This is a genomic window from Streptomyces desertarenae (assembly GCF_042681365.1).
In the GTDB taxonomy this organism is placed as follows: domain Bacteria; phylum Actinomycetota; class Actinomycetes; order Streptomycetales; family Streptomycetaceae; genus Streptomyces; species Streptomyces desertarenae.
The window spans coordinates 51,745-74,991 of the sequence record NZ_JBHUFU010000011.1; the positions used below are offsets into that span (position 1 = coordinate 51,745).

General features: G+C 74.7%; 20 protein-coding genes. 12 read left to right on the top strand and 8 right to left on the bottom strand.

Annotated features, from left to right (window positions below):
* Positions 1-90: 90 nt before the first annotated feature.
* Complete coding sequence (locus ACFSJS_RS18915) at positions 91-2,142, bottom strand: flotillin family protein (RefSeq protein WP_380901897.1); 2,052 nt, start codon at positions 2,140-2,142, stop codon at positions 91-93.
* Between the two features lie 63 nt (positions 2,143-2,205).
* Positions 2,206-2,955, bottom strand: coding sequence for a hypothetical protein (locus ACFSJS_RS18920; RefSeq protein ID WP_380901899.1), 750 nt, complete (start codon positions 2,953-2,955; stop codon positions 2,206-2,208).
* Between the two features lie 188 nt (positions 2,956-3,143).
* On the opposite strand from ACFSJS_RS18920, the gene ACFSJS_RS18925 reads away from it, so the two are divergent.
* Positions 3,144-3,575 carry a nitroreductase/quinone reductase family protein gene (locus ACFSJS_RS18925; protein WP_380901901.1) on the top strand — a complete coding sequence of 144 codons (432 nt, stop codon included), beginning with the start codon at positions 3,144-3,146 and terminating at the stop codon, positions 3,573-3,575.
* A gap of 36 nt (positions 3,576-3,611) precedes the next feature.
* On the opposite strand, the gene ACFSJS_RS18930 is transcribed toward ACFSJS_RS18925, so the two are convergent.
* The gene (locus ACFSJS_RS18930) at positions 3,612-4,718 is read right to left on the bottom strand and encodes a PucR family transcriptional regulator (protein WP_380901903.1); all 1,107 of its coding nucleotides are present in this window, start codon (positions 4,716-4,718) and stop codon (positions 3,612-3,614) included.
* An 89-nt stretch (positions 4,719-4,807) separates the two neighbouring features.
* On the opposite strand from ACFSJS_RS18930, the gene ACFSJS_RS18935 reads away from it, so the two are divergent.
* From ACFSJS_RS18935 to ACFSJS_RS18970, 8 genes are all read left to right on the top strand, one after another.
* Positions 4,808-5,377, top strand: a complete 570-nt coding sequence (locus tag ACFSJS_RS18935) for a potassium channel family protein (RefSeq protein WP_380901905.1) — start codon at positions 4,808-4,810, stop codon at positions 5,375-5,377.
* Positions 5,378-5,552: 175 nt separating this feature from the next.
* On the top strand, positions 5,553-6,908 hold the full coding sequence (gene nhaA, locus ACFSJS_RS18940) for a Na+/H+ antiporter NhaA (protein WP_380901907.1): 1,356 nt from the start codon (positions 5,553-5,555) through the stop codon (positions 6,906-6,908).
* Between the two features lie 442 nt (positions 6,909-7,350).
* Positions 7,351-7,566 (top strand): heavy-metal-associated domain-containing protein, encoded by a 216-nt coding sequence (locus tag ACFSJS_RS18945; protein WP_380901909.1) that lies wholly within the window; start codon positions 7,351-7,353, stop codon positions 7,564-7,566.
* An 83-nt stretch (positions 7,567-7,649) separates the two neighbouring features.
* Positions 7,650-9,932, top strand: a complete 2,283-nt coding sequence (locus tag ACFSJS_RS18950) for a heavy metal translocating P-type ATPase (protein ID WP_380901911.1) — start codon at positions 7,650-7,652, stop codon at positions 9,930-9,932.
* A 204-nt stretch (positions 9,933-10,136) separates the two neighbouring features.
* A complete protein-coding gene (locus ACFSJS_RS18955) occupies positions 10,137-10,259 on the top strand; it encodes a keywimysin-related RiPP (protein WP_380901913.1) in 123 nt (40 codons plus the stop codon).
* Between the two features lie 17 nt (positions 10,260-10,276).
* Complete coding sequence (locus ACFSJS_RS18960) at positions 10,277-12,172, top strand: asparagine synthase-related protein (RefSeq protein WP_380901915.1); 1,896 nt, start codon at positions 10,277-10,279, stop codon at positions 12,170-12,172.
* Complete coding sequence (locus ACFSJS_RS18965) at positions 12,169-12,420, top strand: lasso peptide biosynthesis PqqD family chaperone (protein ID WP_380901917.1); 252 nt, start codon at positions 12,169-12,171, stop codon at positions 12,418-12,420. The genes ACFSJS_RS18960 and ACFSJS_RS18965 overlap by 4 nt, the downstream gene beginning before the upstream one ends.
* Positions 12,417-12,887 carry a lasso peptide biosynthesis B2 protein gene (locus ACFSJS_RS18970; protein ID WP_380901919.1) on the top strand — a complete coding sequence of 157 codons (471 nt, stop codon included), beginning with the start codon at positions 12,417-12,419 and terminating at the stop codon, positions 12,885-12,887. Before ACFSJS_RS18965 ends, ACFSJS_RS18970 begins: the two co-directional genes overlap by 4 nt.
* A gap of 491 nt (positions 12,888-13,378) precedes the next feature.
* On the opposite strand, the gene ACFSJS_RS18975 is transcribed toward ACFSJS_RS18970, so the two are convergent.
* Together ACFSJS_RS18975 and recD2 are read right to left on the bottom strand one after the other, a co-directional pair.
* Positions 13,379-14,668 (bottom strand): citrate synthase, encoded by a 1,290-nt coding sequence (locus ACFSJS_RS18975; RefSeq protein WP_380901921.1) that lies wholly within the window; start codon positions 14,666-14,668, stop codon positions 13,379-13,381.
* A 142-nt stretch (positions 14,669-14,810) separates the two neighbouring features.
* Positions 14,811-17,036 (bottom strand): SF1B family DNA helicase RecD2, encoded by a 2,226-nt coding sequence (recD2, locus tag ACFSJS_RS18980; protein ID WP_380901923.1) that lies wholly within the window; start codon positions 17,034-17,036, stop codon positions 14,811-14,813.
* 144 nt (positions 17,037-17,180) lie between these two features.
* On the opposite strand from recD2, the gene ACFSJS_RS18985 reads away from it, so the two are divergent.
* Together ACFSJS_RS18985 and ACFSJS_RS18990 are read left to right on the top strand one after the other, a co-directional pair.
* Positions 17,181-18,173 (top strand): ribokinase, encoded by a 993-nt coding sequence (locus tag ACFSJS_RS18985; RefSeq protein ID WP_380901925.1) that lies wholly within the window; start codon positions 17,181-17,183, stop codon positions 18,171-18,173.
* A 337-nt stretch (positions 18,174-18,510) separates the two neighbouring features.
* Positions 18,511-18,720 (top strand): hypothetical protein, encoded by a 210-nt coding sequence (locus ACFSJS_RS18990; RefSeq protein ID WP_380901927.1) that lies wholly within the window; start codon positions 18,511-18,513, stop codon positions 18,718-18,720.
* A gap of 131 nt (positions 18,721-18,851) precedes the next feature.
* Here the strand turns inward: ACFSJS_RS18990 and ACFSJS_RS18995 are convergent, their stop codons facing one another.
* From ACFSJS_RS18995 to ACFSJS_RS19005, 3 genes are read right to left on the bottom strand one after another with little or no spacing between them, the layout of a single operon-like run.
* A complete protein-coding gene (locus tag ACFSJS_RS18995; protein WP_380901929.1) occupies positions 18,852-19,715 on the bottom strand; it encodes a sugar phosphate isomerase/epimerase family protein in 864 nt (287 codons plus the stop codon).
* Entirely contained in the window at positions 19,712-20,881 is a 1,170-nt protein-coding gene (locus tag ACFSJS_RS19000) for a dihydrodipicolinate synthase family protein (RefSeq protein WP_380901931.1), read from the bottom strand. Before ACFSJS_RS19000 ends, ACFSJS_RS18995 begins: the two co-directional genes overlap by 4 nt.
* Positions 20,878-22,035: a Gfo/Idh/MocA family protein gene (locus ACFSJS_RS19005; RefSeq protein WP_380901933.1), complete on the bottom strand. Its 1,158-nt coding sequence runs from the start codon at positions 22,033-22,035 to the stop codon at positions 20,878-20,880. The genes ACFSJS_RS19000 and ACFSJS_RS19005 overlap by 4 nt, the downstream gene beginning before the upstream one ends.
* A 109-nt stretch (positions 22,036-22,144) precedes the next feature.
* On the opposite strand from ACFSJS_RS19005, the gene ACFSJS_RS19010 reads away from it, so the two are divergent.
* Positions 22,145-23,230: a LacI family DNA-binding transcriptional regulator gene (locus tag ACFSJS_RS19010; protein WP_380901935.1), complete on the top strand. Its 1,086-nt coding sequence runs from the start codon at positions 22,145-22,147 to the stop codon at positions 23,228-23,230.
* Positions 23,231-23,247: the final 17 nt, after the last annotated feature.

A 23,247-nucleotide genomic window follows, 5' to 3' on the forward strand; every position in this document is an offset into this window, starting at 1 on the left:
GGGCGCACGGGGCGCGCCGGGCCTTCGGGGGTCGCCGGACCGGCCGGCGGGCGCGCGCCCCCTCCCCGCGCGCCCACCGGCCGCCGGTGCTCAGTGCCCCGCGGCCGTCCCGTTGGCGGCCGGCACGCGGGCCGCGCCGCTCCCGGTCAGGGCCGACAGGGGCAGGTCCGCCGCGCCCGAACCGCGGACCGCCTCCAGCAGGGAGGAGAGCTTCGGCGCCTCCGGGCCGCCCGCGGCGACGAGCCTGGTCAGCAGACCGGCCAGCGTCAGGTCGCGCAGTCCGTCGGCGCCGAGCCCGGAGACCATCGCGGCGAGGTCGTCGGTGAAGGTGGAGTTGCCCTTGTCGAGCCAGGGGCCCGCCAGGGTCCGGACCGTCTCGCTGCGGTTCACGAAGCCGTCCACGCTCTTCCCGGCCGCGATGGAGTTCACGAGCCGGTCGAAGAAGACCGACTCGCCGCCGACGATGTCGATCGTGGCGTTCTCCAGCCCGGTGGCGATCAGGGTCGCCTGGGCCTCGGCGATCTGCCGCTGGACGTCGATGCCGGCGATGCGGATCTCCTTCTCCGCCTCCAGGCGCAGCCGGTACTCCTCGTGCTCCCGGCTCGCCTCGTCCAGGCGGGCCATGGCGCCGGCCTTCTCGGTGAGCCCCTCGGCCTCCGCCTTGAGCTTCTCGCGCAGCCCGTCGGCCTGGGCTAGGGCGATCTCGCGCTCGGCGACGGCCTCGGCGTGGCGGGTCTTGGCGATGGCGTCCGCCATCCGCTCCTTGACCTCGGCGTCGGCGAGTCCGGCCGCGGCGGCCTCGGCCTTCTTCCCCTCGGCGAGCCGGACGGCGGCCGCCGCGTCCAGTTCGGCGGCCTTGCGCCGCGCCTCGGCCATCGTCAACTCCTCGGCGGCCCGGTGCCCGGCGGCCTGCTCCGCGGCCTCGGCCGCCTTGATGTCCTTGACCAGCCGCTCCTGGGCCTGGGCCTCGGCGGCGATGATCAGGGCCTGGCGCTCGCGCTCGGCCTCCTCGACGGTGCGCAGCTTCTTGATCTCCTCCTCCTGCTGCGCGACGGTCTTCTCCACCGCGATCCGCTCGCGGACGACGTCGGCGATCTCCCGCTTCTCGGCCTCGACCTCCTTGTCGGCGGCGATCCGGCGCAGCTGGGTCTCGCGCTCGCGGGCGATGACCTCCAGCAGGCGGTCCTTCTCGATGCGCTCGTTCTCGATGGCCACGACCCGGTCGCGGTTGAGCTTGGCGACGGCGATCTCGCGCTCGCGGTTCTCGTTCTGGATGCCGAGGGCCTCCTCGGTCCTGATGTGCGCGGTGTGGGCGCGCAGCCGCTCCTCGGCCTGGACGCGGGCGGTCTCGGCCTCCTCGCGGGCGCGCACGGTCTCGATCTCGCGCTGCTGGCGGATCTCGGCGTCGGCCTGGCGGCGCTCCAGTTCGAGGACGGCCTCGCGGGCGTCGACGTTCTGCCGGGTGATCTCCTTCTCCTCGTTGCGCCGGAACTCGTTGGTGCGCACGTGCTCGGCGGCCGTCAGCTCGGTGATCTTCCGGATGCCCTGGGCGTCGAGGATGTTGTCGCTGTCCAGCTGGGCCAGCGGCGTCTGCTCCAGGTAGTCGATCGCCGCGTCCTCCAGGCTGTAGCCGTTGAGGTCGGTGCCGATGACGGCGATGATCCGGTCGCGGAACTCGTCGCGCTTGGTGTAGAGGTCGGCGAAGTCCAGTTGCTTGCCGACGGTCTTGAGCGCCTCGGAGAACTTGGCGTTGAACAGTTCCTGGAGGGTGCCCCGGTCGCTGGCCCGCTCGGTGCCGATGGCCTGGGCGACCTTGATGACGTCCTCGACGGTCTTGTTGACGCGGACGAAGAACGAGATGCGGATGTCGGCGCGGATGTTGTCCCGGCAGATCAGGCCCTCGCTGCCGGTGCGGGCGATCTCGATGGTCTTCACCGAGATGTCCATGACCTCGGCCCGGTGCAGCACGGGCAGCACGACGGTGCCGGTGAAGGTCACGTCGACCTTGCGCATCTTGGAGACGATCAGCGCCCTGCCCTGTTCGACCTTGCGGAACAGGCGGCTGACCACGATCAGGAGGGCGGCTCCCATGAGGAGGAGCACGGCGATGAGCACGCCGAGGCCCGTGGAGATGGCGTCCATGGCGATGGATCCCTTGTGAGGTTGTGGACGGGAAGGCTTGCGGAACGGGCGGGGCGGACGCGCTCAGCGCCGTGGGGCGCCGGGGTCCTGCTCCCGCGCGGAGCCGGGCGCCGGCTCGGGGGCCGGGCCGGGGAGCGGTTCGGGCAGCGGTTCGGGGAGGGGTCCGGGGGCCGGGCCGGAGGCGGGGTCGAGGACGGGGTCGCAGGGCATGACCCGGAAGGTGCCGTCCCCGGGGTCGTAGTCGTAGACCAGGGCGGTGCTCCCGGCGGTGAGCCCGGCGGCGTCCGCGCCCAGGGCCCGGACCTGGACCAGGGCGGACGAGCCGTCGTCCGCCGTGATCTCGGCCTGTCCGAAGCGGTGGCTGACGTGCCCGGTGCGGACGGTGCAGACCCGGCCGACGAGGTCCCGGTGGCTGGTGCCGGCCTCGCGCCGGGCGAACCGGCGCAGCGGGAGGACCAGCAGCCGGGTGACCGGCCAGGCGACGAGCAGCGCGGCCGGCAGGACCAGCAGACGCGGCAGGGTTCCCCCGGCGGCCTCCTCCACGGCGACCGAACCGCTCAATGATGCGAACCAGGCAATCGAGAGGAAGACCGTGAGGGAGACGGGGACGGGCGCCCCGCCGAGTCCGGCGGCGGCGAGCACCCCCGCGGCCCCGGTGCCGGGCGTGGCGGCGTCGATGCCCTCACCCCCGTCCAGGGCATCGACGCCCACGCCCCCCACCAGCACCGCCACCCAGTAACCGAGGACGACCAGCAGGCCGAAACCGAAGAGGACGGCCGGGAAGTCCATGGCCACACGCATGAACTCGCTCATCGTCCCACCCCCGTGTCCGTTGCGGTGTGCTCGCATGGTGGCACTGCGCCGCCCCTTGGATCACTGCCAGGATCCGGCAATCTTTACAGCGTTTTTATGTCCGACTGCGGGCGCAACCGGCCCCTCGGGACCGCCCCGGCGGCTACCCTCTGATCGAACTGACGGGCGATTGACCACCAGGGGGAAGCGTGGACCTTTCGGCGTTCAACCGGCAGGTGATCGAGGAGTTCCGGGCGTGCGGCGGCCGGGGCACGGTCGGAGGGCGGCTCGACGCGGGACGGCTGCTGCTGCTCACCCACACCGGCGCCCGGAGCGGAACGCGCCGCACCACCCCGGTGATGTTCCTGCGCCTGGACGGCCGGCTGTGCGTGATCGCCTCCAACGACGGGGCGCCCCGGCACCCCGACTGGTTCCACAACCTGACGGCCCACCCGGCCGTGACCGTGGAGCTCGGCGGCGAGGTCTTCCCCGCCACCGCCGTCGTCCCCACCGGCTCCGAGCGGGACGCGCTGTTCGCGGAGGCGGTGCGGCAGCAGCCGTTCTTCGCCGAGCACCAGGAGCGGGCAGGGCGCGCCGGACGGACGATCCCCGTCGTCGAACTCCGCCGCGCGGACGCCTGACCGCGCGGCGCTCCCGGACCGGGGCGCCGCGGGGCGTCAGAGCGGCCGTTCCGGCCAGCCCAGCAGCCGGGCCCCCATCGCGGCGGTCTCCAGGGTGTAGCGCTGGAGGCCGTCGCCGGGGTCGTAGCCGGTCAGGGTGCGGATGCGCGCCAGGCGGTACGACAGGGTCCGCACGCTCACGCCCAGCCGGCGGGCGGCCTCGGCGTTCACATAGCCCGCGGCCGCGCACTCCGAGAGGGTCTCCACCAGCGGCCCGGCCCCGCCGCGCGCCTGGGTGAGCGGGCCCAGCACGGTCTTGACCAGGTCCGCCATCGCCGCGCGGTCGCGCAGCAGCACGGGGAAGACCAGCATCTCCGCCGCGTTCAGCCGGACGGCGGGCAGCTCCAGCCGGTCGGCCAGGTCCAGGGTGCCGAGCGCCTCCTCGTAGGAGCGCACCACGCCGCCCGGACCGCTGTGGTCGCGGCCGAGCGCGACGCGGCGGGCGGCGGGGTGGCCGGGCCCGGGGTCCTCGGCCAGCTTCGCGAACGCCTCCAGGGCGGAGCGCTCGGAGCTGGCGGCGATGCACACCAGCCGGCCGTCCTTGGTGGCCAGCAGCACGTCGCGCTCGCCGAAGCGGCCCACCAGCTCGCGCTCGATGCGGCGGACGGCCGGATGCACGTCGTCGTACCGCTCGGCGCCCTCGGCGACCGCGACGGCGTGCGCGCGGGCCAGGTGGAGCCCGAAGCGCTGGGCCCGCTCGGCCAGCCGTCCCAGGTCGCTGCGGCCGTAGAGGAGGTCGTCGACGAACTCGCGCCGCTCGGCCTCCGCCTGCCGCACCGCGAGCCGCTGGGCCCGCTCGTGCCCCTCGCCGAGCGCGGCGACGCAGGACTCCAGGGCCGCCAGCAGCGCGTCCCCGGTGCGGGCCCGCTCGGCGCCGGTGGCCGACCGGGCGATGCCGGGCAGGGTGCCCCACAGCCGCCGGGTCGCCCCCAGGTAGAGGCCGACCAGGTCGCGCAGCCCGTGGCCCGCCTCGGCGGCCAGCTCGCCCAGGGCGCGGAAGGAGTCCAGCTCTCCGCGGCGCGGCAGCCGCCCCGTCCGGGAGATCTCCGCGAGCAGCTCGGGGTAGCCGCCGAGGAAGGATTCCGGGACCCCGCCCCCTCTCACCTGTGCACCGCCCCCCAGCCGTCCTCGGGCCCCGCGCCGACGGCCCGGACCACGCCCCGGCACAGCGTAAGGGAGCGGCCGGCTGGGACGTGCCGGGGATAGACGAGGACCCCCGCCTCGTCCGGCGGTTCTCCGACACGCTCCCCCACGCGGTGGTGGCCGACTGCACCGACACGGAGACGCTGCGCCAGCTGGGGGTGCACGAGCTGTCCAGCGCGGTCGTCGGGATCGGCACCGACGTCGAGGCGAGCATCCTGGTCACCTCCAACCTGCTGGAGGCGGGGGTGCCCAACATCTGGGCCAAGGCCATCAGCCGCCGGCACGGCCGCGTCCTGGAGCGGCTCGGCGCGCACCACGTGGTGCTGCCCGAGTACGAGAGGGGCGAGCGCGTGGCCCACCTGGTCACCGGCCGGATGCTGGACTTCATCCGGTTCGACGACGACTACGCGCTGGTCAAGACGGTGGCGCCGGACCGCGTGGTGGGCGTCCCGCCGGCCGGGAGCCAGGTGCGCACCCGGTACGGGGTGACGGTCGTCGGCATCAAGCGGCCCGGTGAGAACTTCGCCCACGCCACCGCCCGGACCGTCGTGGGCAGGGGTGATGTGATCATCGTCACCGGAGGGACCCGGGCCGTCGAGGCATTCGCCAACATGGGCTAGGCGATCGGGGGTATTTCCCGACGGTGCGCACGCGGGCGCCCGCCGGACCGCTCTTGCGCGGGGGCGTCCTCCTGTGGGTACGGTGGTATGACAATCAAGATCACGAGTGGTGTGCCGGGAAGTCTGGTCGGCGACGTTCGTCGACGTGCCCGAAACCGACCGGAGGTCCCACTCCATGTCCCAGGCCCCCAAAGAGCGCACCTCCCTCTTCGGACTCCCCTCGTTCCAGGAGCGCCGCTTCCTGCTGGAGGCGCTGCGCACCGAGACGGTCGGCGGCATGCTGCTGCTGGCCGCGGCGGTGGTGGCGCTGGTGTGGGCGAACTCCCCGTGGGGGGACGTGTACGAGTCCGTGCGCGACTTCCACTTCGGGATCGACTCCCTCCACCTGGACCTCTCGGTGGGGCACTGGGCGTCGGACGGCATCCTGACGATCTTCTTCTTCGTCGCCGGCATCGAACTCAAGCGCGAGCTGCTCCTGGGTGAGCTGCGCCGGCCGGCCGCCGCGGCCCTGCCGGTGGTGGCGGCGGTCTGCGGCATGGTGGTGCCCGCCCTGTTCTACGTCGCCGTCAACGCGGCGGGCGGCGGGCAGATGGACGGCTGGGCCGTGCCCATGGCCACCGACATCGCCTTCGCGCTCGGCGTGCTCGCCGTGATCGGCACCAACCTGCCCTCGGGCATCCGGGCCTTCCTGCTCACCCTGGCGATCGTCGACGACCTGGGCGCGATCGTCGTCATCGCCGTCTTCTACACCTCCACCCTGAACCTGCCCGCCCTGGCCGGGGCGGTGGCCGGGCTGGTGGTGTTCGGCCTCCTCCACCACAAGTTCCAGGTGCGCGGCTGGTACGTGTACGTGCCGCTCGGCCTCGTCATCTGGGCGCTGATGCACGCCAGCGGGGTGCACGCCACCATCGCCGGTGTGGCGATGGGCATGCTGCTGCGGGTCAAGCCGCACCAGGGCAGCGCGGGCTGGGCCGACGAGAAGGAGTCCCCGGCGGAGCGGATCGAGCACCAGGTGCGTCCGCTGTCGGCGGGCTTCGCGGTGCCGGTCTTCGCCCTCTTCGCGGCGGGCGTCGGCGTCTCCGCCGACGCCCTGGGCGAGACGTTTCGGCAGCCCGAGGCGCTGGGTGTGATGCTCGGCCTGTTCGTGGGGAAGATCGCCGGCGTCTTCGGCGGCACCTACCTGGCGGCCCGCTTCACCCGCGCCCAGCTCAGCGACGAGCTGGAGTGGGCGGACGTCGCGGGCGTCTCGATGCTCGCCGGCATCGGCTTCACCGTCTCGCTGCTGGTGGGCGAGCTGGCCTTCGTCGACGACCCCGCGGTCGCCGAGCACGTCAAGGCCGCGGTGCTGGTCGGTTCGCTGGCCTCGGCCCTGGTGGCCTGCATCTTCCTGCGGGCCCGCAACGCCAAGTACCGGCGGCTGTGGGAGGAGGAGAACCGGGACGACGACCACGACAACGTCCCGGACATCTACCAGCGGCGGGCGGAGGCGGCCCGCCGGGACGCGGCCGCTCCCGCCGACCGCGAGGGCTGACGGCCCCGGCGCCGGCCGCCAGCACGAGCTCGCGGTCGGCGGCCGCCCGGCCCGCCCTCCGGCTCCCCGCGGCGGGGGCCGCGGCCCCCGCCGCACCCCGTCCCGGCCGGCGCGCCGCTTCCGGGGACTCCGGCGACGCCGCACGCCCAGCGGCCCTCCCCGCGTCCTCCGCGCCGCTGCCCTCCGCGCCGCTGCCCCGTGCCCGCCCTCCCCCACGCCCTCCGCGCCGCCGTCCTCCGCGCCGCTGCCCCGTGCCCGCGCTCACCGCCGCCCTCGCCGTGCCGCTCCCCGCCGGCACGGCGACCGCCCTTCCCCGCCCCGACCCGTCCCGAGGGGGCGACCCTCGCTTGGCTCATACCCCCTAGGGGTATACCATCGACATCACCGGGGAAGACGTCCCTCCCGGACGCCCCCGCACGCCCATCCGAGGAGTGGAGAAGACATGAGCACCGTCACCACCTACAAGGTCACCGGCATGACCTGCGGCCACTGCGAGGGCGCGGTCACCGAGGAGGTCTCGGGGATCGACGGCGTCACCGAGGTGAAGGCCGTCGCCTCCTCCGGCCTGGTGACCGTCACCTCCGACCGCGACCTGGACGACGAGGCCGTGCGCGCCGCCGTCGACGAGGCGGGCTACGAGCTCGTCGGCCGGGTCTGAGCCGTCCGCCCCCGTCCCCGCCGGGCCGCACCCCCGCGCGTCCGCGCCGCCGGTGCGGCCCGGCCCCCTTTCCGGGAGACAGCATGACCACCAGCACGACCGCCCCCGCCGGGGCCCCGGCGGACACCGCCGAGATCGAACTCGCGATCGGCGGGATGACCTGCGCCTCCTGCGCCGCCCGCGTGGAGAAGAAGCTCAACCGGATGGACGGCGTGACCGCCACGGTCAACTTCGCCACCGAGAAGGCCCGGGTCGCCTACCCCGACGGCGCCGTCACCGTCGGCGACCTGATCGCCACCGTCGAGAGGACGGGCTACACCGCCCGGGTCCCCGAGCCGCCCGCCCCGGAGCGCGGCGGCCCGCCCGGGGACGGGGAGGGCGCCGCGGACGGCGCGGACCGGACCCTGGCCGCGCTGCGGCAGCGCTTCCTGGTCTCGCTGGCGCTGTCGGTGCCCGTCGTCCTGCTGTCGATGGTGCCGGCACTCCAGTTCGAGTACTGGCAGTGGCTCTGCCTGGCCCTCGCCGCGCCCGTGGTCGTCTGGGGCGCCCTGCCCTTCCACCGGGCCGCCTGGACCAACCTCCGGCACGGTGCGGCCACCATGGACACCCTGGTCTCGGTGGGCACGCTCGCGGCCTTCGGCTGGTCGCTGTGGGCGCTGTTCCTCGGCGACGCCGGGATGCCCGGGATGCGGCACGGCTTCGACCTGACGGTCTCGCGCGCCGACGCCTCCTCGGCCCTCTACCTGGAGGTCGCGGCCGGGGTGACCACGTTCATCCTGCTGGGCCGCTGGCTGGAGGGGCGCTCCAAGCGCAGTGCGGGCGCGGCGCTGCGCGCCCTGCTGGAGCTGGGGGCCCGGGAGGTGACCGTACTGCGCGGGGGCCGCGAGGAGTCGGTCCCCGTCGCGGAGCTGAGGACCGGCATGCGGTTCCTGGTCCGGCCGGGCGAGAAGATCGCCACCGACGGCCGCGTGGTGGAGGGCTCCTCGGCCGTGGACGCCTCGATGCTCACCGGCGAGTCGGTGCCGGTGGACGTCTCGGTGGGCGACACGGTGACCGGCGCCACCGTCAACACCTCCGGGCGCCTGGTGGTGGAGGCCACCCGGGTGGGGGCCGACACCCAGCTGGCCCGCATGGCACGCCTGGTGGAGGAGGCGCAGAACGGCAAGGCCGAGGTGCAGCGGCTGGCCGACCGGGTCTCGGCGGTGTTCGTCCCGGTGGTGCTGCTGATCGCGCTGGCCACCCTGGGGTACTGGCTGGGCACCGGCGCGGGGCCCGCCGCCGCGTTCACCGCCGCCGTCGCCGTGCTGATCATCGCCTGCCCCTGCGCCCTGGGACTGGCCACGCCCACCGCCCTGATGGTCGGCACCGGGCGCGGCGCCCAGCTCGGCATCCTCATCAAGGGGCCGGAGGTGCTGGAGTCGACCCGGGCCGTGGACACCGTCGTGCTGGACAAGACCGGCACCGTCACCACCGGCCGGATGACCCTCCGGGCCGTCCACACCGCCCGCGGTGAGGACAGGGCCGAGGTGCTGCGGCTGGCCGGTGCGCTGGAGCACGCCTCGGAGCACCCCGTCGCCCGGGCGATCGCCGCAGCGGCCGCCGAGGAGGCCGGCCCGCTGCCCTCGCCCGCGCAGTTCACCGCCCTGCCCGGACTGGGCGTCCGGGGCACCGTCGAGGGGCGCGAGGTGGCCGTCGGCCGCGACGGGCTGCTGGCCGAACTCGCCGTGGAGCTCCCCGGGGAACTGGCCGGGGCCCGTGCCGCGGCCGAGGCGGAGGGGCACACCGCCGTCGCCGTCGTCTGGGACGGACGGGCGCGGGGCGTCCTGGCGGTGGCCGACGCGGTCAAGGAGACCAGCGCCGAGGCCGTCGCCCGGCTCCGCGCCCTGGGGCTGACCCCGATCCTGCTCACCGGCGACAACCGGGCCGTGGCCGAGTCCGTCGCCCGCGAGGTGGGCATCGACGAGGTGATCGCGGAGGTCATGCCGCAGGACAAGGTCGACGCCGTGGAGCGCCTCCAGGCCGGGGGCCGCACGGTGGCCATGGTCGGCGACGGGGTCAACGACGCGGCCGCCCTCGCGCGGGCCGACCTCGGCCTGGCCATGGGGACGGGCACCGACGCCGCCATCGAGGCCGGCGACCTCACCCTGGTCCGCGGCGACCTGCGGGTGGCCGCGGACGCCATCCGGCTGGCCCGGCGCACCCTGGGCACGATCAAGGGCAACCTCTTCTGGGCCTTCGGCTACAACGTCGCCGCGCTGCCCCTGGCCGCCGCGGGGCTGCTCAACCCCATGATCGCGGGGGCCGCCATGGCCTTCTCCTCCGTCTTCGTCGTCACCAACAGCCTGCGGCTGCGAGCCTTCCGATGACCGAATGATCGCATCAGCCGAAAGTTGTCCCATTGGCAAACAGAGCCGCCCGCGTGCCGCGTGAAGATGACGCAAAAGTGCGTTGCAGGGCTTGTGATCGGCTGTGAGGGTGATCCCGTCCGTCACTCCGGTCACAGCCCCGCGCGGCACGCGAGTGTTCGCATCCGTACAGGGCTGTCCTGCCACGAGGAGAGCGCGCAAGACATGAAGAAGCAGAAGAAGACCTACGTGAAGCCCTCCCTCTTCCACCAGGGGGCCTTCCGCAAGAAGACCGCGGGCTACTTCTACGGCTCGTACAAGGAGTACTTCACCCGCCGGTTCATCTGACCGGCGCGGGAGTGGAGATGCCCGGTCATCTGCGCGACTTCTTCGCGGTCCTTCCGGACTCCGCCGAGGGGCGGGCCGTGGCCGGGCGTCTCCGGCCGGCGGGGGAACTGCACGTCGTCCCCCATCCCTCTGGACGCCCCTGGATCGTCTCCCGCCTGCCCTTCCGGCGGATCAGCCGCGTCACGCGCGGCGACGACGCCCTGGTGCTGATCGGCCCGGGGCCCGTTCCCGACGCCGAACTGCTGGGCGTCCTGGAGCCGGCGCGCGACACCGCCGACCTCCACCGGCGGCTGACGCGGCTGCCCGGGCTCCACCACGTGGTCTCCCGGATCGGGGGAGAGGTCTGCGTGCGGGGCACGGCCTCCGGGCACCGGCGCGTCTACCACGCCCGGCACGCCGCCGGGCGCCTCGTCTCGGACCGCCCGGCGGTCCTGGCCCACCTCACCGGCGCGGAGCTCGACGACGGCGCGCTCGCCCTGCGCCTGCTGGACCACCTCCCGCACCCGCTGCGGCACCGCCCGGTCTGGCGCGGCCTGGAGGAGGTCGACCCGGCGTACGCGCTCAGCCTGCGCGACGGCGCCGGCGGCCCCGGGCACACCGTGTGGCGCTGGTGGCGGCCCCCCGAGCCGGAGCTCGGCGCGGCGGAGGGCGCCCCCCTCCTCGCCGCGGCCCTCGCGGAGTCCGTGCGCGCCCACCTCGCCGGGCACGACCGGATCAGCTGCGAGCTCTCCGGCGGGCTGGACTCCACCGCCGTCGCCTTCCTCGCCCGGCGGGCGGGCGCACGGGAGACGGCCCTGCTGACCGTGGCCTCGCGAAACGCCCACGCGGAGGACGAGGCGTGGGCCCGCCGGGGCGCGGCGGACCTCCGCCGCGGCGCCCCCCGGCCGGTCGAGCACCGCGTCATTCCCGCCCACGACGCCCCGCTGTTCTACGCGGACCTGCGGGGCAACGCCCGTGAACTGCTCGACGAGCCCTTCCCCGTCGCCCCCGCGCGGGCCCGGGCGCACCTGCTGCTCAGCCGCGCGGCCGCGACGGGCTCCCGGTACCACCTCACCGGCTACGGCGGGGACGAACTCTTCAACGGCCTGCCGGCCGCCTGCTGCGACCTCCTCCCGCGCAGCCCCCTGAAGGCCTGGAGCCGGCTCGGCGCGCTGCGGCACCAGTACGGCTGGCCGCTGTGGCCGACCCTGCGCGGCCTGCTGGCGCGCCCCCCGTTCGCCGCCTGGCTGGCCGGCGCCGTGACGTCCGGGCCCCCCGCGGACCGCAGCCCGGCGCTCTCCTGGGGCCCGCGCCAGACGCTGCGGCCGTGGCTCACCGACGGCGCCGTGGAGCTGATCCTGGAGGGGTTCCGCTCGGCGGCCGAGCACGCCGAGCCGCTGGACCCGCGCCCCGGGCGGCACGCGGACATCGACACGGTGCGGCTGGGCGCCCGCGGCTTCCAGGTCCTGGAGGACGTGGGCGTCACCGCCGGCCTCCCCGTGGCCGCGCCGTTCTACGACGACCGGGTGGTCGAGGCGGTCCTCGCCGTCCGCGCCGAGGACCGGCTGGTCCCCTGGCGGTACAAGCCGCTGCTGGTGGAGGCCGTGCGCGAGGTGGTGCCGGCCCGGTTGCTGGCCCGGACCACCAAGGACCACATGGCCGCCGACGACGTGCAGGGGCTGCGCGAGCACTCCGCCGACCTGCGCGCGCTGTGGTCCGGCTCCCTCCTGGCCGAGCGCGGGCTCGTCGACGCCGGGCGGCTCCGCCGGCTGGCCGACGACCCGTTCTCACCCGTGCTCCAGCAGCATCCGATCGACGCGACGGTCTCCTGCGAGGCGTGGCTGCGGACGGCCGAGGGCGGCTGGCCCGCCGAAGGCGCCGGGCCGGGCGGGGAGCGTCACCGCGATTCCGAGGAGAGCGAGGCAGTCTCTTGAAGCTCAGACAGGGTGTGGCCCTCACCGCCACCGAGTACGGCGCCGTGCTGCTCGACGAACGCAGCGGCGCCTACTGGCAGCTGAACGAGTGCGGCGCCGTCGTGGTGGACGCGCTGGCCGGGGGAGGCGGCCGGGAGGCCGCCGTCGAGCGGCTGCTGGAGGAGTTCGACGTCGGGCGCGCCGAGGCCGAGGCGGACGTGGCGGAGCTGATCGGCCGGCTCCTCGACGCGGAGATCGTCACGCCGTGACCACCGAGATGACCATGCCCCGCCGGGGAGGCGGCCCCGGCGGCCTGCGGGTGCGCTCCGCCGTCGCCGCGGCCCTCGTCCTGAGCCGGCTGCGCCCGGGGAGGCTGCGCCGACTGCTGGCCCGGGTGAGCCGGGGCGCCCGCCCCGCCGGGCACGAGGAGGCCCTCGCCGCGTACGAGGCGGTGGTCGCCACCAGCCGCAGGTGCGCAGGCTGGTACGGCTGCCTGCCCCGTTCCATCGCGGTCGCCCTGGTCTGCCGCGCCTCGGGCGCCTGGCCCGACTGGTGCGCCGGGGTGCGCGCCGCGCCCCCCTTCTCGCCGCACGCGTGGGTGCGGGCGGGGGGCAGGGTGGTCGGCGAGCCGGCGGAGGACCTGCGGCCGCTGATGACGGTCTCGGTGCGCGGCGAGGGGGACGGCGGCTCCGCGGGGGCGCCCGGCCGGCGCGGGGGCGGCCTCCCGGAGGCGTAGCCCTCCCGCCCGGGGGCGCGGCGGACGGCCTCCCGGGGCCCGCAGACGGCAGAAGCGCCCCGAACGACGAGTCCCCCCACGGGCCCGTCGACGGGGCGCTTCCCTTCTCCCGGTCATGGACTCCCCCCACGGGATCCTGGCCGGGTGCCTGCCGGGCGGCGTGCGGGCGGGAGGGCCGCTCAAGCTCCCCCGAGGCACGTCGCGCCGCGGACCGCCGTCCTCGTCCCCCACAGACGAACACGGCGGGCGGGCGGCGGCTCCGCCGGAGTACCGACCGCCACCCCGTTAGACACACGACCCCGGCCGATGGTTACCCCCCAAACGATGTGACGTGCGTCACTCGACTGCGCGGTGCGGCCACCCGCCTCCCTTCCCCTCCGCCCATGCGAAGGACCCCGTTCCGCGCGGTGCTGCGGAACGGGGTCTGCGGGGCTCGGGCCGCGGCGGCGCGACGGCCGCGCCGCACGGTCCGGCGGCGGCTGCGGGGCCGCCTAGCGCTGCTCCACCGGGACGTACTCGCGCTCGACGACACCGGTGTAGATCTGGCGCGGGCGGCCGATGCGGGAGCCCGGCTCCTTGATCATCTCGTGCCACTGGGCGATCCAGCCCGGCAGCCGGCCGAGCGCGAACAGCACGGTGAACATGCTGGTCGGGAAGCCCATGGCCCGGTAGATCAGACCGGTGTAGAAGTCGACGTTCGGGTAGAGGTTGCGCTCGACGAAGTAGTCGTCCGCCAGCGCGTGCTCCTCCAGCTTCAGCGCGATGTCCAGCAGTTCGTCGCTCTTGCCGAGCGCCGAGAGGACATCGTGCGCCGCCGCCTTGATGATCTTCGCCCGGGGGTCGAAGCTCTTGTAGACCCGGTGGCCGAAGCCCATCAGGCGGACGCCGTCCTCCTTGTTCTTCACCCGGCGGATGAAGGCGTCGACGTCGCCGCCCTCGGCCTGGATGCGCTCCAGCATCTCCAGCACCGACTGGTTGGCGCCGCCGTGCAGCGGGCCCCACAGGGCGCTGATGCCGGCGGAGATCGAGGCGAACATGTTCGCCTGCGAGGAGCCCACCAGGCGCACCGTGGACGTCGAGCAGTTCTGCTCGTGGTCCGCGTGCAGGATGAGCAGCTTGTCCAGGGCGCTGACCACGACCGGGTCCAGCTCGTACTCCTCGGCCGGCACCGAGAACGTCATGCGCAGGAAGTTCTCGACGTAGCCCAGGTCGTTGCGCGGGTAGACCACCGGGTGGCCCACCGACTTCTTGTAGGCGTAGGCCGCGATGGTGGGCAGCTTGGCGAGCAGCCGGATGGTGGACAGGTGGCGCTGCTTCTCGTCGAAGGGGTTGTGGCTGTCCTGGTAGAAGGTGGACAGCGCGCTCACCACCGAGGAGAGCATCGCCATGGGGTGGGCGTCCCGGGGGAAGCCGTCGTAGAACCGCTTCACGTCCTCGTGGAGGAGCGTGTGCTGGGTGATCTCGTTCCCGAACTCGGCCAGCTGGTCGACGGTGGGGAGCTCTCCGTTGATCAGCAGGTAGGCCGTCTCGAGGAACGTGCCGCGCTCGGCGAGCTGCTCGATCGGGTAACCGCGATAGCGGAGGATGCCCTTCTCTCCGTCGAGGAAGGTGATCGCCGATTTGTATGCGGCGGTGTTGCCGTAACCGGAGTCCAGGGTCACCAGACCGGTCTGGGCGCGCAGCTTGGAGATGTCGAACCCACTGTCGCCGACAGTGCTGTTCACCAGCGGGAAGCTGTACTCGCCGTCCCCGTACCGCAGTACTACAGAGTTGTCGCTCACGTCATCCCTCACCGACGTAGTGCCTCTTCTTCGAGGTGTTCGAGGTGCCCTGACTTCTCTCCACTGTCCCCCACCCGGTGCCGTGCGGTGCACTCGGGGTCGGCCAGTGGGCCCTCAGGTGGCACGGAGTGCCTCCGGCAAGTTACGCGGGGTGCGGTGCGCCGCGCAATCGGTGGTCCAGGGCGGTGCAGCGCCGCCCCGCGGAGACCGTCCGCACGGCCTGCTCCAGGGCCCGGCGCGAGCCCACCAGGACCACCAGGCGCTTCGCCCTCGTCACCGCCGTGTAGAGCAGGTTGCGCTGGAGCATCATCCAGGCGCCGGTGGTGACCGGGACGACCACCGCCGGGTACTCGCTGCCCTGGGAGCGGTGGATCGTCACCGCGTAGGCGTGCGCGAGCTCGTCCAGTTCGTCGAAGTCGTACCCCACCTCCTCGTCCTCGTCGGTGCGCACGGTCAGCCGCTGCTCGTCGGTGTCCAGGGCGGTCACCACGCCCACCGTGCCGTTGAAGACCCCGTTGGCGCCCTTCTCGTAGTTGTTGCGGATCTGAGTGACCTTGTCGCCCACCCGGAAAACCCTCCCGCCGAACCGCTTTTCCGGAAGGTCGGGACGGGCGGGCGTGACGACCTGCTGGAGGAGGCCGTTCAAGGTGCCCGCGCCGGCCGGGCCGCGGTGCATCGGGGTGAGCACCTGCACGTCGCGGCGCGGATCGAGGCCGAACTTCGCGGGGATGCGCCGGGCCGCCACGTCCACGGTGAGCCGCCCGGCCTCCTCGGTGTCCTCCTCCACGAAGAGGAAGAAGTCCGGCAGGCCCTGGGTGATCGGGGGCCGGCCCGCGTTGATCCGGTGGGCGTTGGTCACCACCCCGGACTGCTGGGCCTGCCGGAAGATCCGCGTCAGCCGCACGGACGGGACCGGGCCGCCCTCGGCGAGCAGGTCGCGCAGCACCTCGCCCGCCCCCACCGAGGGGAGCTGGTCCACGTCCCCCACCAGCAGCAGGTGGGCGCCCGGCGGCACGGCCTTGACCAGCTTGTTGGCCAGCAGCAGGTCGAGCATCGACGCCTCGTCCACGACGACCAGGTCGGCGTCGAGCGGCCGCTCCCGGTCGTACGCGGCGTCCCCGCCGGGCTTGAGCTCCAGCAGCCGGTGGACGGTGGAGGCCTCCGCCCCGGTCAGCTCCGACAGCCGCTTGGCCGCCCGGCCCGTGGGCGCGGCCAGCACCACCTTCGCCCCCTTGGCGCGGGCCAGTTCCACCACCGACCGCACGGTGAAGGACTTGCCGCAGCCGGGGCCGCCGGTGAGCACCGCGACCTTCTCCGTCAGAGCCAGCCGCACCGCGTCCCGCTGCTCGGGGGCCAGCTCGGCGCCGGTGCGCCGCGCCAGCCAGGACAGGGCCGCCTCCCAGTCGACGTTCCGGAAGGCGGGGATGCGGTCCTCCTCGGTGCGCAGCAGCCGCAGCAGCTGGGCCGCCAGCGACAGCTCGGCCCGGTGGAAGGGCACCAGGTAGACCGCCGTGACCGCCTCCGACGGGTGCTGCGGGTCGGGGACGCGCTCGCGCACCACCCCCTCCTCCTCGCCCGCCAGCTCCCCCAGGCACTCGATGACCAGGCCGGTGTCCACCTGGAGCAGCTTCACCGTGTCGGCGATGAGCCGCTCCTCCGGCAGGTAGCAGTGCCCCTGGTCGGCGGAGTTCGACAGCGCGTACTGCAGGCCGGCCTTGACCCGGTCCGGGCTGTCGTGCGGGATGCCGACGGCCTGCGCGATGCGGTCGGCGGTGAGGAAGCCGATGCCCCACACGTCGGCGGCCAGCCGGTAGGGCTGGTTCTTCACCACCGAGATCGAGGCGTCGCCGTACTTCTTGTAGATGCGCACCGCGATCGAGGTGGAGACCCCGACGCCCTGGAGGAAGACCATCACCTCCTTGATGGCCTTCTGCTCCTCCCAGGCGGCGCCGATCAGCTTGGTCCGCTTCGGGCCGAGGCCGGGCACCTCGATCAGCCGCTCCGGGGCGTTCTCGATGACCTCCAGCGTCTCCAGGCCGAAGTGGTCCACGATCCGCTCGGCGATCCGCGGCCCGATGCCCTTGATCAGCCCGGAGCCCAGGTAGCGCCGGATGCCCTGGACGGTGGCGGGCAGCACCGTCGTGTAGTTCTCCACGTGGAACTGCCGGCCGTACTGCGGGTGCGAGCCCCAGCGGCCCTCCATCCGCAGCGACTCCCCGACCTGCGCGCCGAGCAGGGAGCCGACGACGGTGAGCAGCTCCCCGCCGCCGCGCCCGGTGTCGACGCGGGCGACGGTGTAGCCGTTGTCCTCGTTGGCGTAGGTGATGCGCTCGAGGACGCCCTCGAGCACGGCGGGTCGGAACGACATGTCACAGACCGTAGCCCCGACCGCCGACAGCCGGGCACCCCGGTGGGGGCTCCGCGCCGGGGCGGTCGCCGCCCGGCGCGGAGCCCCCTACCCTGGGCGCACGCCGGTGTGGCCGTTTCCACGCGCCCGAGGGAGTGCTGCGGCATGACGGGGACCAGGGACGCCGCCTTGCGGCCGGGAGGGTCCGCCGCGGCGGAACGGCGCGCCCGGGGGAGCGCGGACGGTTCGCGCGCGCCGGCCCCCGCGGAGCTGCTGGTGGTCGGTTCCGCCAACGCCGACCTGGTCACCCGCGTCGAGCGCCATCCCGCCCCCGGCGAGACCGTGCTCGGTTCCGACCTCGCCGTCCACCCGGGCGGCAAGGGCGCCAACCAGGCCGTGGCCGCCGCCCGGCTCGGCGCGCGGGCCGCGCTGCTGGCCCGGGTCGGCGACGACGCCCACGGCCGGATGCTGCTGGAGTCGCTGCGGACGGCGGGGGTGGACACCGCACCGGTGCTGACCGGGGGCGCCCCCACCGGGGTGGCCCTGATCGCGGTGGGGGCCCGCGGCGACAACACCATCGTCGTCTCGCCCGGCGCCAACGCCCGGCTCACCCCCGAGGACGTGGCCGCCGCCCACGGGGTGCTGGCCGGCGCCGCCGTGGTCTCCCTCCAGATGGAGGTGCCCGCGCCGGTCGTCGCCGCGGCCGCGCGCGCGGCCGCGGCGGCCGGCACCCGGGTCGTGCTCAACCCCTCACCGCCCGGGGAGCTGCCCGACGACGTGCTGGCGGTCTGCGACCCGCTGGTGGTCAACGAGCACGAGGCGCGCGGTCTGCTGGGCGGCGCGGGGGCGCCGCGGGACCCCGGGGAGCAGGCACGGGCGCTGCTGGCCCTCGGCCCGCGCAGCGTGGTGGTGACCCTGGGCGCCGCCGGGGCGCTGCACCGCGGCCCCGGGGGCACCGTCCGCGTGCCGAGCCCGGCGGTGGAGGCGGTGGACACCACGGGCGCGGGCGACGCCTTCACCGGCGCCCTGGCCTGGCGGCTCGCCCGCGGCGACACACCGGAGGCGGCCGTGCGGTTCGCGGTGCGGGTGGGGGCCGCGGCGGTCACCCGGCCCGGCGCGCAGAGCTCCTTCCCCACCGCCGGCGCGCTGCCCCGGTGAGGGACGGCGCGCGGCCGTGCGGCGTGACGCGCCCCGGCGCGGCGGCGCGGCGGCGCGGAACGTTACGAGGGGCCCGGCCTCGGCGGCCGGACCCCTCGTGCCCCCCCGTCGGTCTCTTCTCCCCCGTCATCCTCCCCCAAGGCGACCGACACCACCTATGACCCGCGACCGGGCGGAACGGTTGCACGGCTCTCCGTGATTTTTTCCGCGGGTTTCCACCGGGCGCGTCCGGCGCGGGTGCGCGGGGTGGATTCGGCGCCGCTCCGGGTACCCGGCAGGCACCGCGGAAGGGTTCCGGGAGGCCGGGACCTGCCACGACACGAGGGAGGAGCGGCGCATGAGCGGCTGGACGCCATCACAGGCCGAGGGCGAGCGGGACGACGACGAGGGCGTCGACCAGACGCGGGGACTGAGCGAGCGGCACGCCGCCGAGGCCGCCGACCGGAAGGCGCGGGAGGAGGGCGGCGCACAGGCCGGCACCCCCTCCCAGGCCGAGGGCGACAAGGGCGCGGAAGGGGCCGAGCAGGACCGCGGCGGTTCGCGGTGACACCGCCGTCGCCTCCCGTGCGCACGGGAGGCGACGGCGGACCGGCACGGTCCACGGCGCGACGTGGTGGACCGCGTCCGTCCCGGGGTGCCGCGCGCGGCGCGGCGGAGGGGCCGCCGCCGCGAGCGGGCCTACAGCACGTGGGCGCGGTAGCGCTCGACGGTCTCGGCCAGGGCCTCGCGGCCGTCGCGGGCCCACAGGTCCTCGTTGAAGATCTCCACCTCCGTCCACCCCGGGTGGCCGGCCCGGGTCACCAGGTCCCGCCAGTGGCGGAAGTCGATCGAGCCGTCCCCGAGCTGCCCCCGGCCCAGCAGCACGCCCGCCGGGAGCGGGGTGCACCAGTCGGCGACCTGGAAGGCGGCGATGCGGCCGCCCGCCCCGGCCCTGGCGACCTGCTCGGGCGCCCGGTCGTCCCACCAGATGTGGTAGGTGTCCACGACCACGCCGACCTGACCGGCCGGGAAGCGCTCGGCCAGGTCCAGGGCCTGCCCGAGGGTGGAGACCACGCAGCGGTCCGAGGCGAACATCGGGTGCAGCGGCTCGACGGCCAGCCGCACCCCCCGCTCGGCCGCGTACGGGGCCAGCTCGCCCAGCGCGTCGGCGATCCGCTCCCGCGCTCCGTACAGGTCGCGGTCGCCGGGCGGCAGACCGCCGCAGACCAGCACCAGGGTGTCGGTGCCGATCCCGGCCGCCTCGTCGATCGCCGCCCGGTTGTCGTCCAGGGCGCCGGCCCGTCCCGCGGGGTCGGCGGCGGTCAGGAAGCCGCCGCGGCACAGACTGGTGACCGTCAGGCCCGCGTCCCGCACCAGGCGCGCGGTGGCCTCCACCCCGTACTCCCGGACGGGCGCGCGCCACAGGCCGACCCCGGCCACGCCCAGCTCACCGCAGGCCTCCACCAGCTCGGGCAGGGAGAGCTGCCTGACGGTCTCCTGGTTGATGGAGAAGCCCTCCGGGGCGCCCGGGGCCGCGCCGGTGCCCCCCGCCGCCGCGCTCACGCGTCCACCCCGTACACCGCCAGCAGGCGCCGCATCCGGGCCTCGGCCAGGGCCGGGTCGGGGAAGAGCCCGAGCGAGTCGGCCAGCTCGTAGGCGCGCGCCAGGTGGGGCAGCGAGCGCGCGGACTGCAGGCCGCCGACCATGGCGAAGTGCTCCTGGTGCCCGGCCAGCCAGGCCAGGAACACCACGCCGGTCTTGTAGCAGCGGGTGGGGGCCCGGAACAGGTGCCGGGAGAGCTCGACGGTGGGGTCCAGCAGCTTGCGGAAGCCGGCCGGGTCGCCGGTGTCCAGCACCCGCACGGCCTCGGCGGCCAGCGGGCCCAGCGGGTCGAAGATGCCCAGCAGGGCGTGGCTGAAGCGGCCTCCCCGCGAGGGTTCCTCCCCCGCGATCAGCTCGGGGTAGTGGAAGTCGTCGCCGGTGTAGCAGCGCACCCCGTTGGGCAGTCTGCGGCGCAGCTCGACCTCGCGGCCCGCGTCCAGCAGCGAGATCTTCACCCCGTCGACCTTGTCGGGGTGCTCGGCGATGACGGCGAGGAAGGTCTCGGTGGCGGCGTCCAGGTCCTCGCTGCCCCAGTAGCCGGTGAGCGCCGGGTCGAACATCGGGCCGAGCCAGTGCAGGATCACCGGTTCGGACGCCTGGCGCAGCAGGTGCCCGTAGAGCTCCGCGTAGTCCTCGGGGCCGCGGGCGGCGGCGGCCAGGGCCCGGGAGGCCATCACGATGGCCTGGGCGCCGGCCTCCTCCACCACGGCGAGCTGCTCCTCGTACGCGGCACGGATCGCCTCCGGGGAGGCACCGGGGGCGGTGAGCTGGTCGGTGCCCACGCCGCAGGCGATGCGTCCCCCGCAGGCGGCGGCCTCGGCGGCGGAGCGGCGGATCAGCTCGGCGGCGGCGGACCAGTCCAGCCCCATGCCGCGCTGGGCGGTGTCCATGGCCTCGGCGACACCGAGGCCGTGGGACCACAGGTGGCGGCGGAAGGCGAGCGTGGCGTCCCAGTCCACGGCGGCCGGGTCGTCCGGGCAGACGTCGGCGAAGGGGTCGGCGACGACATGGGCGGCGGAGAACACCGTGCGGGAGACCAGCGGCGGGCCCCCGGCGGGGGGCAGGGCGGACTCGGTGCGCGGGGTGTACTCGCGCAGGGCGCCGGCGGGGTCGGGGAGGCGGATCACAGGCCCAGCTCCGGGACGTCGAGACGGCGGCCCTCGGCGGCCGAGGCCAGACCCAGCTCGGCGAGCTGGACGCCGCGGGCGCCGGCCAGCAAGTCCCAGGTGTAGGGCTCGTCCCGCGCGACGTGGCGCAGGAACAGCTCCCACTGGGCCTTGAAGCCGTTGTCGAACTCCTGGTTGTCGGGCACCTCCTGCCACTGGTCGCGGAAGGACTCGGTGACCGGCAGGTCGGGGTTCCACACCGGCTTCGGGGTGGTCGAGCGGTGCTGGACGCGGCAGGTGCGCAGGCCCGCGACGGCCGAGCCCTCGGTTCCGTCGACCTGGAACTCCACCAGTTCGTCGCGGTTCACCCGGACGGCCCAGGAGGAGTTGATCTGGGCGACGATGCCGCCCTCCAGCTGGAAGACGCCGTACGCGGCGTCGTCGGCGGTGGCCTCGTAGGGCTTGCCCTGCTCGTCCCAGCGCTGCGGGATGTGGGTGGCGGTGAGGGCCTGGACGGTGCGCACCGGGCCGAACAGCTCGTGCAGCACGTACTCCCAGTGCGGGAACATGTCGACGACGATGCCGCCGCCGTCCTCGGCGCGGTAGTTCCACGACGGGCGCTGCGCCTGCTGCCAGTCGCCCTCGAAGACCCAGTAGCCGAACTCGCCGCGGACCGACAGGATCCGGCCGAAGAAGCCGCCGTCGATCAGCCGCTTGAGCTTGAGCAGGCCCGGCAGGAAGAGCTTGTCCTGCACCACCCCGTGCTTGATCCCCGCCTCGCGGGCGAGCCGGGCCAGCTCCAGGGCCCCGGCCAGACCGGTGGAGGTGGGCTTCTCGGTGTAGACGTGCTTGCCCGCCGCGATCGCCTTGCGGAGGGCGTCCTCGCGGGCGGAGGTGACCTGGGCGTCGAAGTAGATCTCCACGCTCTCGTCGGCCAGGACGGCGTCGAGGTCGCAGCTCACGGCCGCGGGGTCGAGGCCGTGGCGCTCCGCCAGCGCTTTCAGTGCGTGCTCGCGGCGTCCGACGAGGACCGGCTCGGGCCACAGCACGTCACCGTCGCCGAGGTCCAGTCCGCCCTGTTCGCGGATGGCCAGGATGGAGCGGACCAGGTGCTGCCGGTATCCCATCCGGCCGGTGACGCCGTTCATGGCGATCCGTACGACCCTGCGTGTCATGGGCGTTTCCCTCTCGCTTTAGAAAGCGCTTTCTATCCCAGGGCAAGCTAGCCTGCCCACAGCACCCTGGACAAGACCTGTTGGACGACACCCGCACCGGAGGACAGGAATGGCAGTGACGCTGGCGGATGTGGCGGCCCGGGCGGGGGTCTCGGCGGCCACCGTCTCGCGCGTGCTCAGCGGCAACTACCCGGTGGCCGGAGCGACCCGGAGCCGTGTGCTGCGCGCCGTCGAGGAGTTGGAGTACGTCGTCAACGGGCCCGCCAGCGCGCTGGCCGCCGCGACCTCCGACCTCGTCGGCGTCCTCGTCAACGACATCGCCGACCCGTTCTTCGGAATCATGGCAAGCGCCGTCCAGTCGGAGATGGAACCGGAGAAGGCGGGCGGGAAGCTGGCCGTCGTCTGCAACACCGGCGGCTCCCCCGAGCGCGAGCTGACCTACCTCACGCTCCTCCAGCGCCAGCGCGCCGCCGCCGTCGTCCTCACCGGCAGCGCCGTGGAGGATCCCGGGCACACCGCCGCGCTGGCCGCCCGGCTGCGCCGGCTGGCCTCCGCGGGCACCCGCGTGGTGCTGTGCGGCAGACCGCCGCTGCCGGAGGCGGACGGAGGGGCCGCCGCCCCGGACGGGGAGGACGCCTGCGGGCCGCTGACCGTGGCCTTCGACAACCGCGGCGGTGCCCGCCGGCTGACCGAGCACCTCCTCGCCCTCGGCCACCGCCGCATCGGCTACGTCGCCGGACCGGCAGAGCGCACCACCACCCGGCACCGGCTGGAGGGCCACCGGTCGGCGCTGGCCGACCGCGGGCCGGAGCTGCTCGCCGCCGCCGAACACCTCACCGTCCACGGCGCCTACGACCGCTCCTCCGGCTACGACGGCGCCCTGGAGCTGCTGCGCCGCCGACCGGACCTGACGGCCGTCCTGGCCGCCAACGACACCGTCGCCCTGGGCGTGTGCGCGGCCCTGCGCGACCGGGGCCTGCGCATCCCCGAGGACGTCTCGGTGGCGGGCTTCGACGACCTGCCCTTCAGCGCCGACGCCGCCCCCGCGCTGACCACCGTCCGCATCCCGCTCCACGAGGCGGGGGCCCGCGCCGGGCGCCTCGCCCTGGGCCGGGAGTCGGCGCCCCCCGGCGGCGTGGCGACCGTCCGCACCGAGCTGATGGCCCGCGCCTCCACCGCGCCCCCGCACGCCTGACGCGCCCCGCGGCCCCG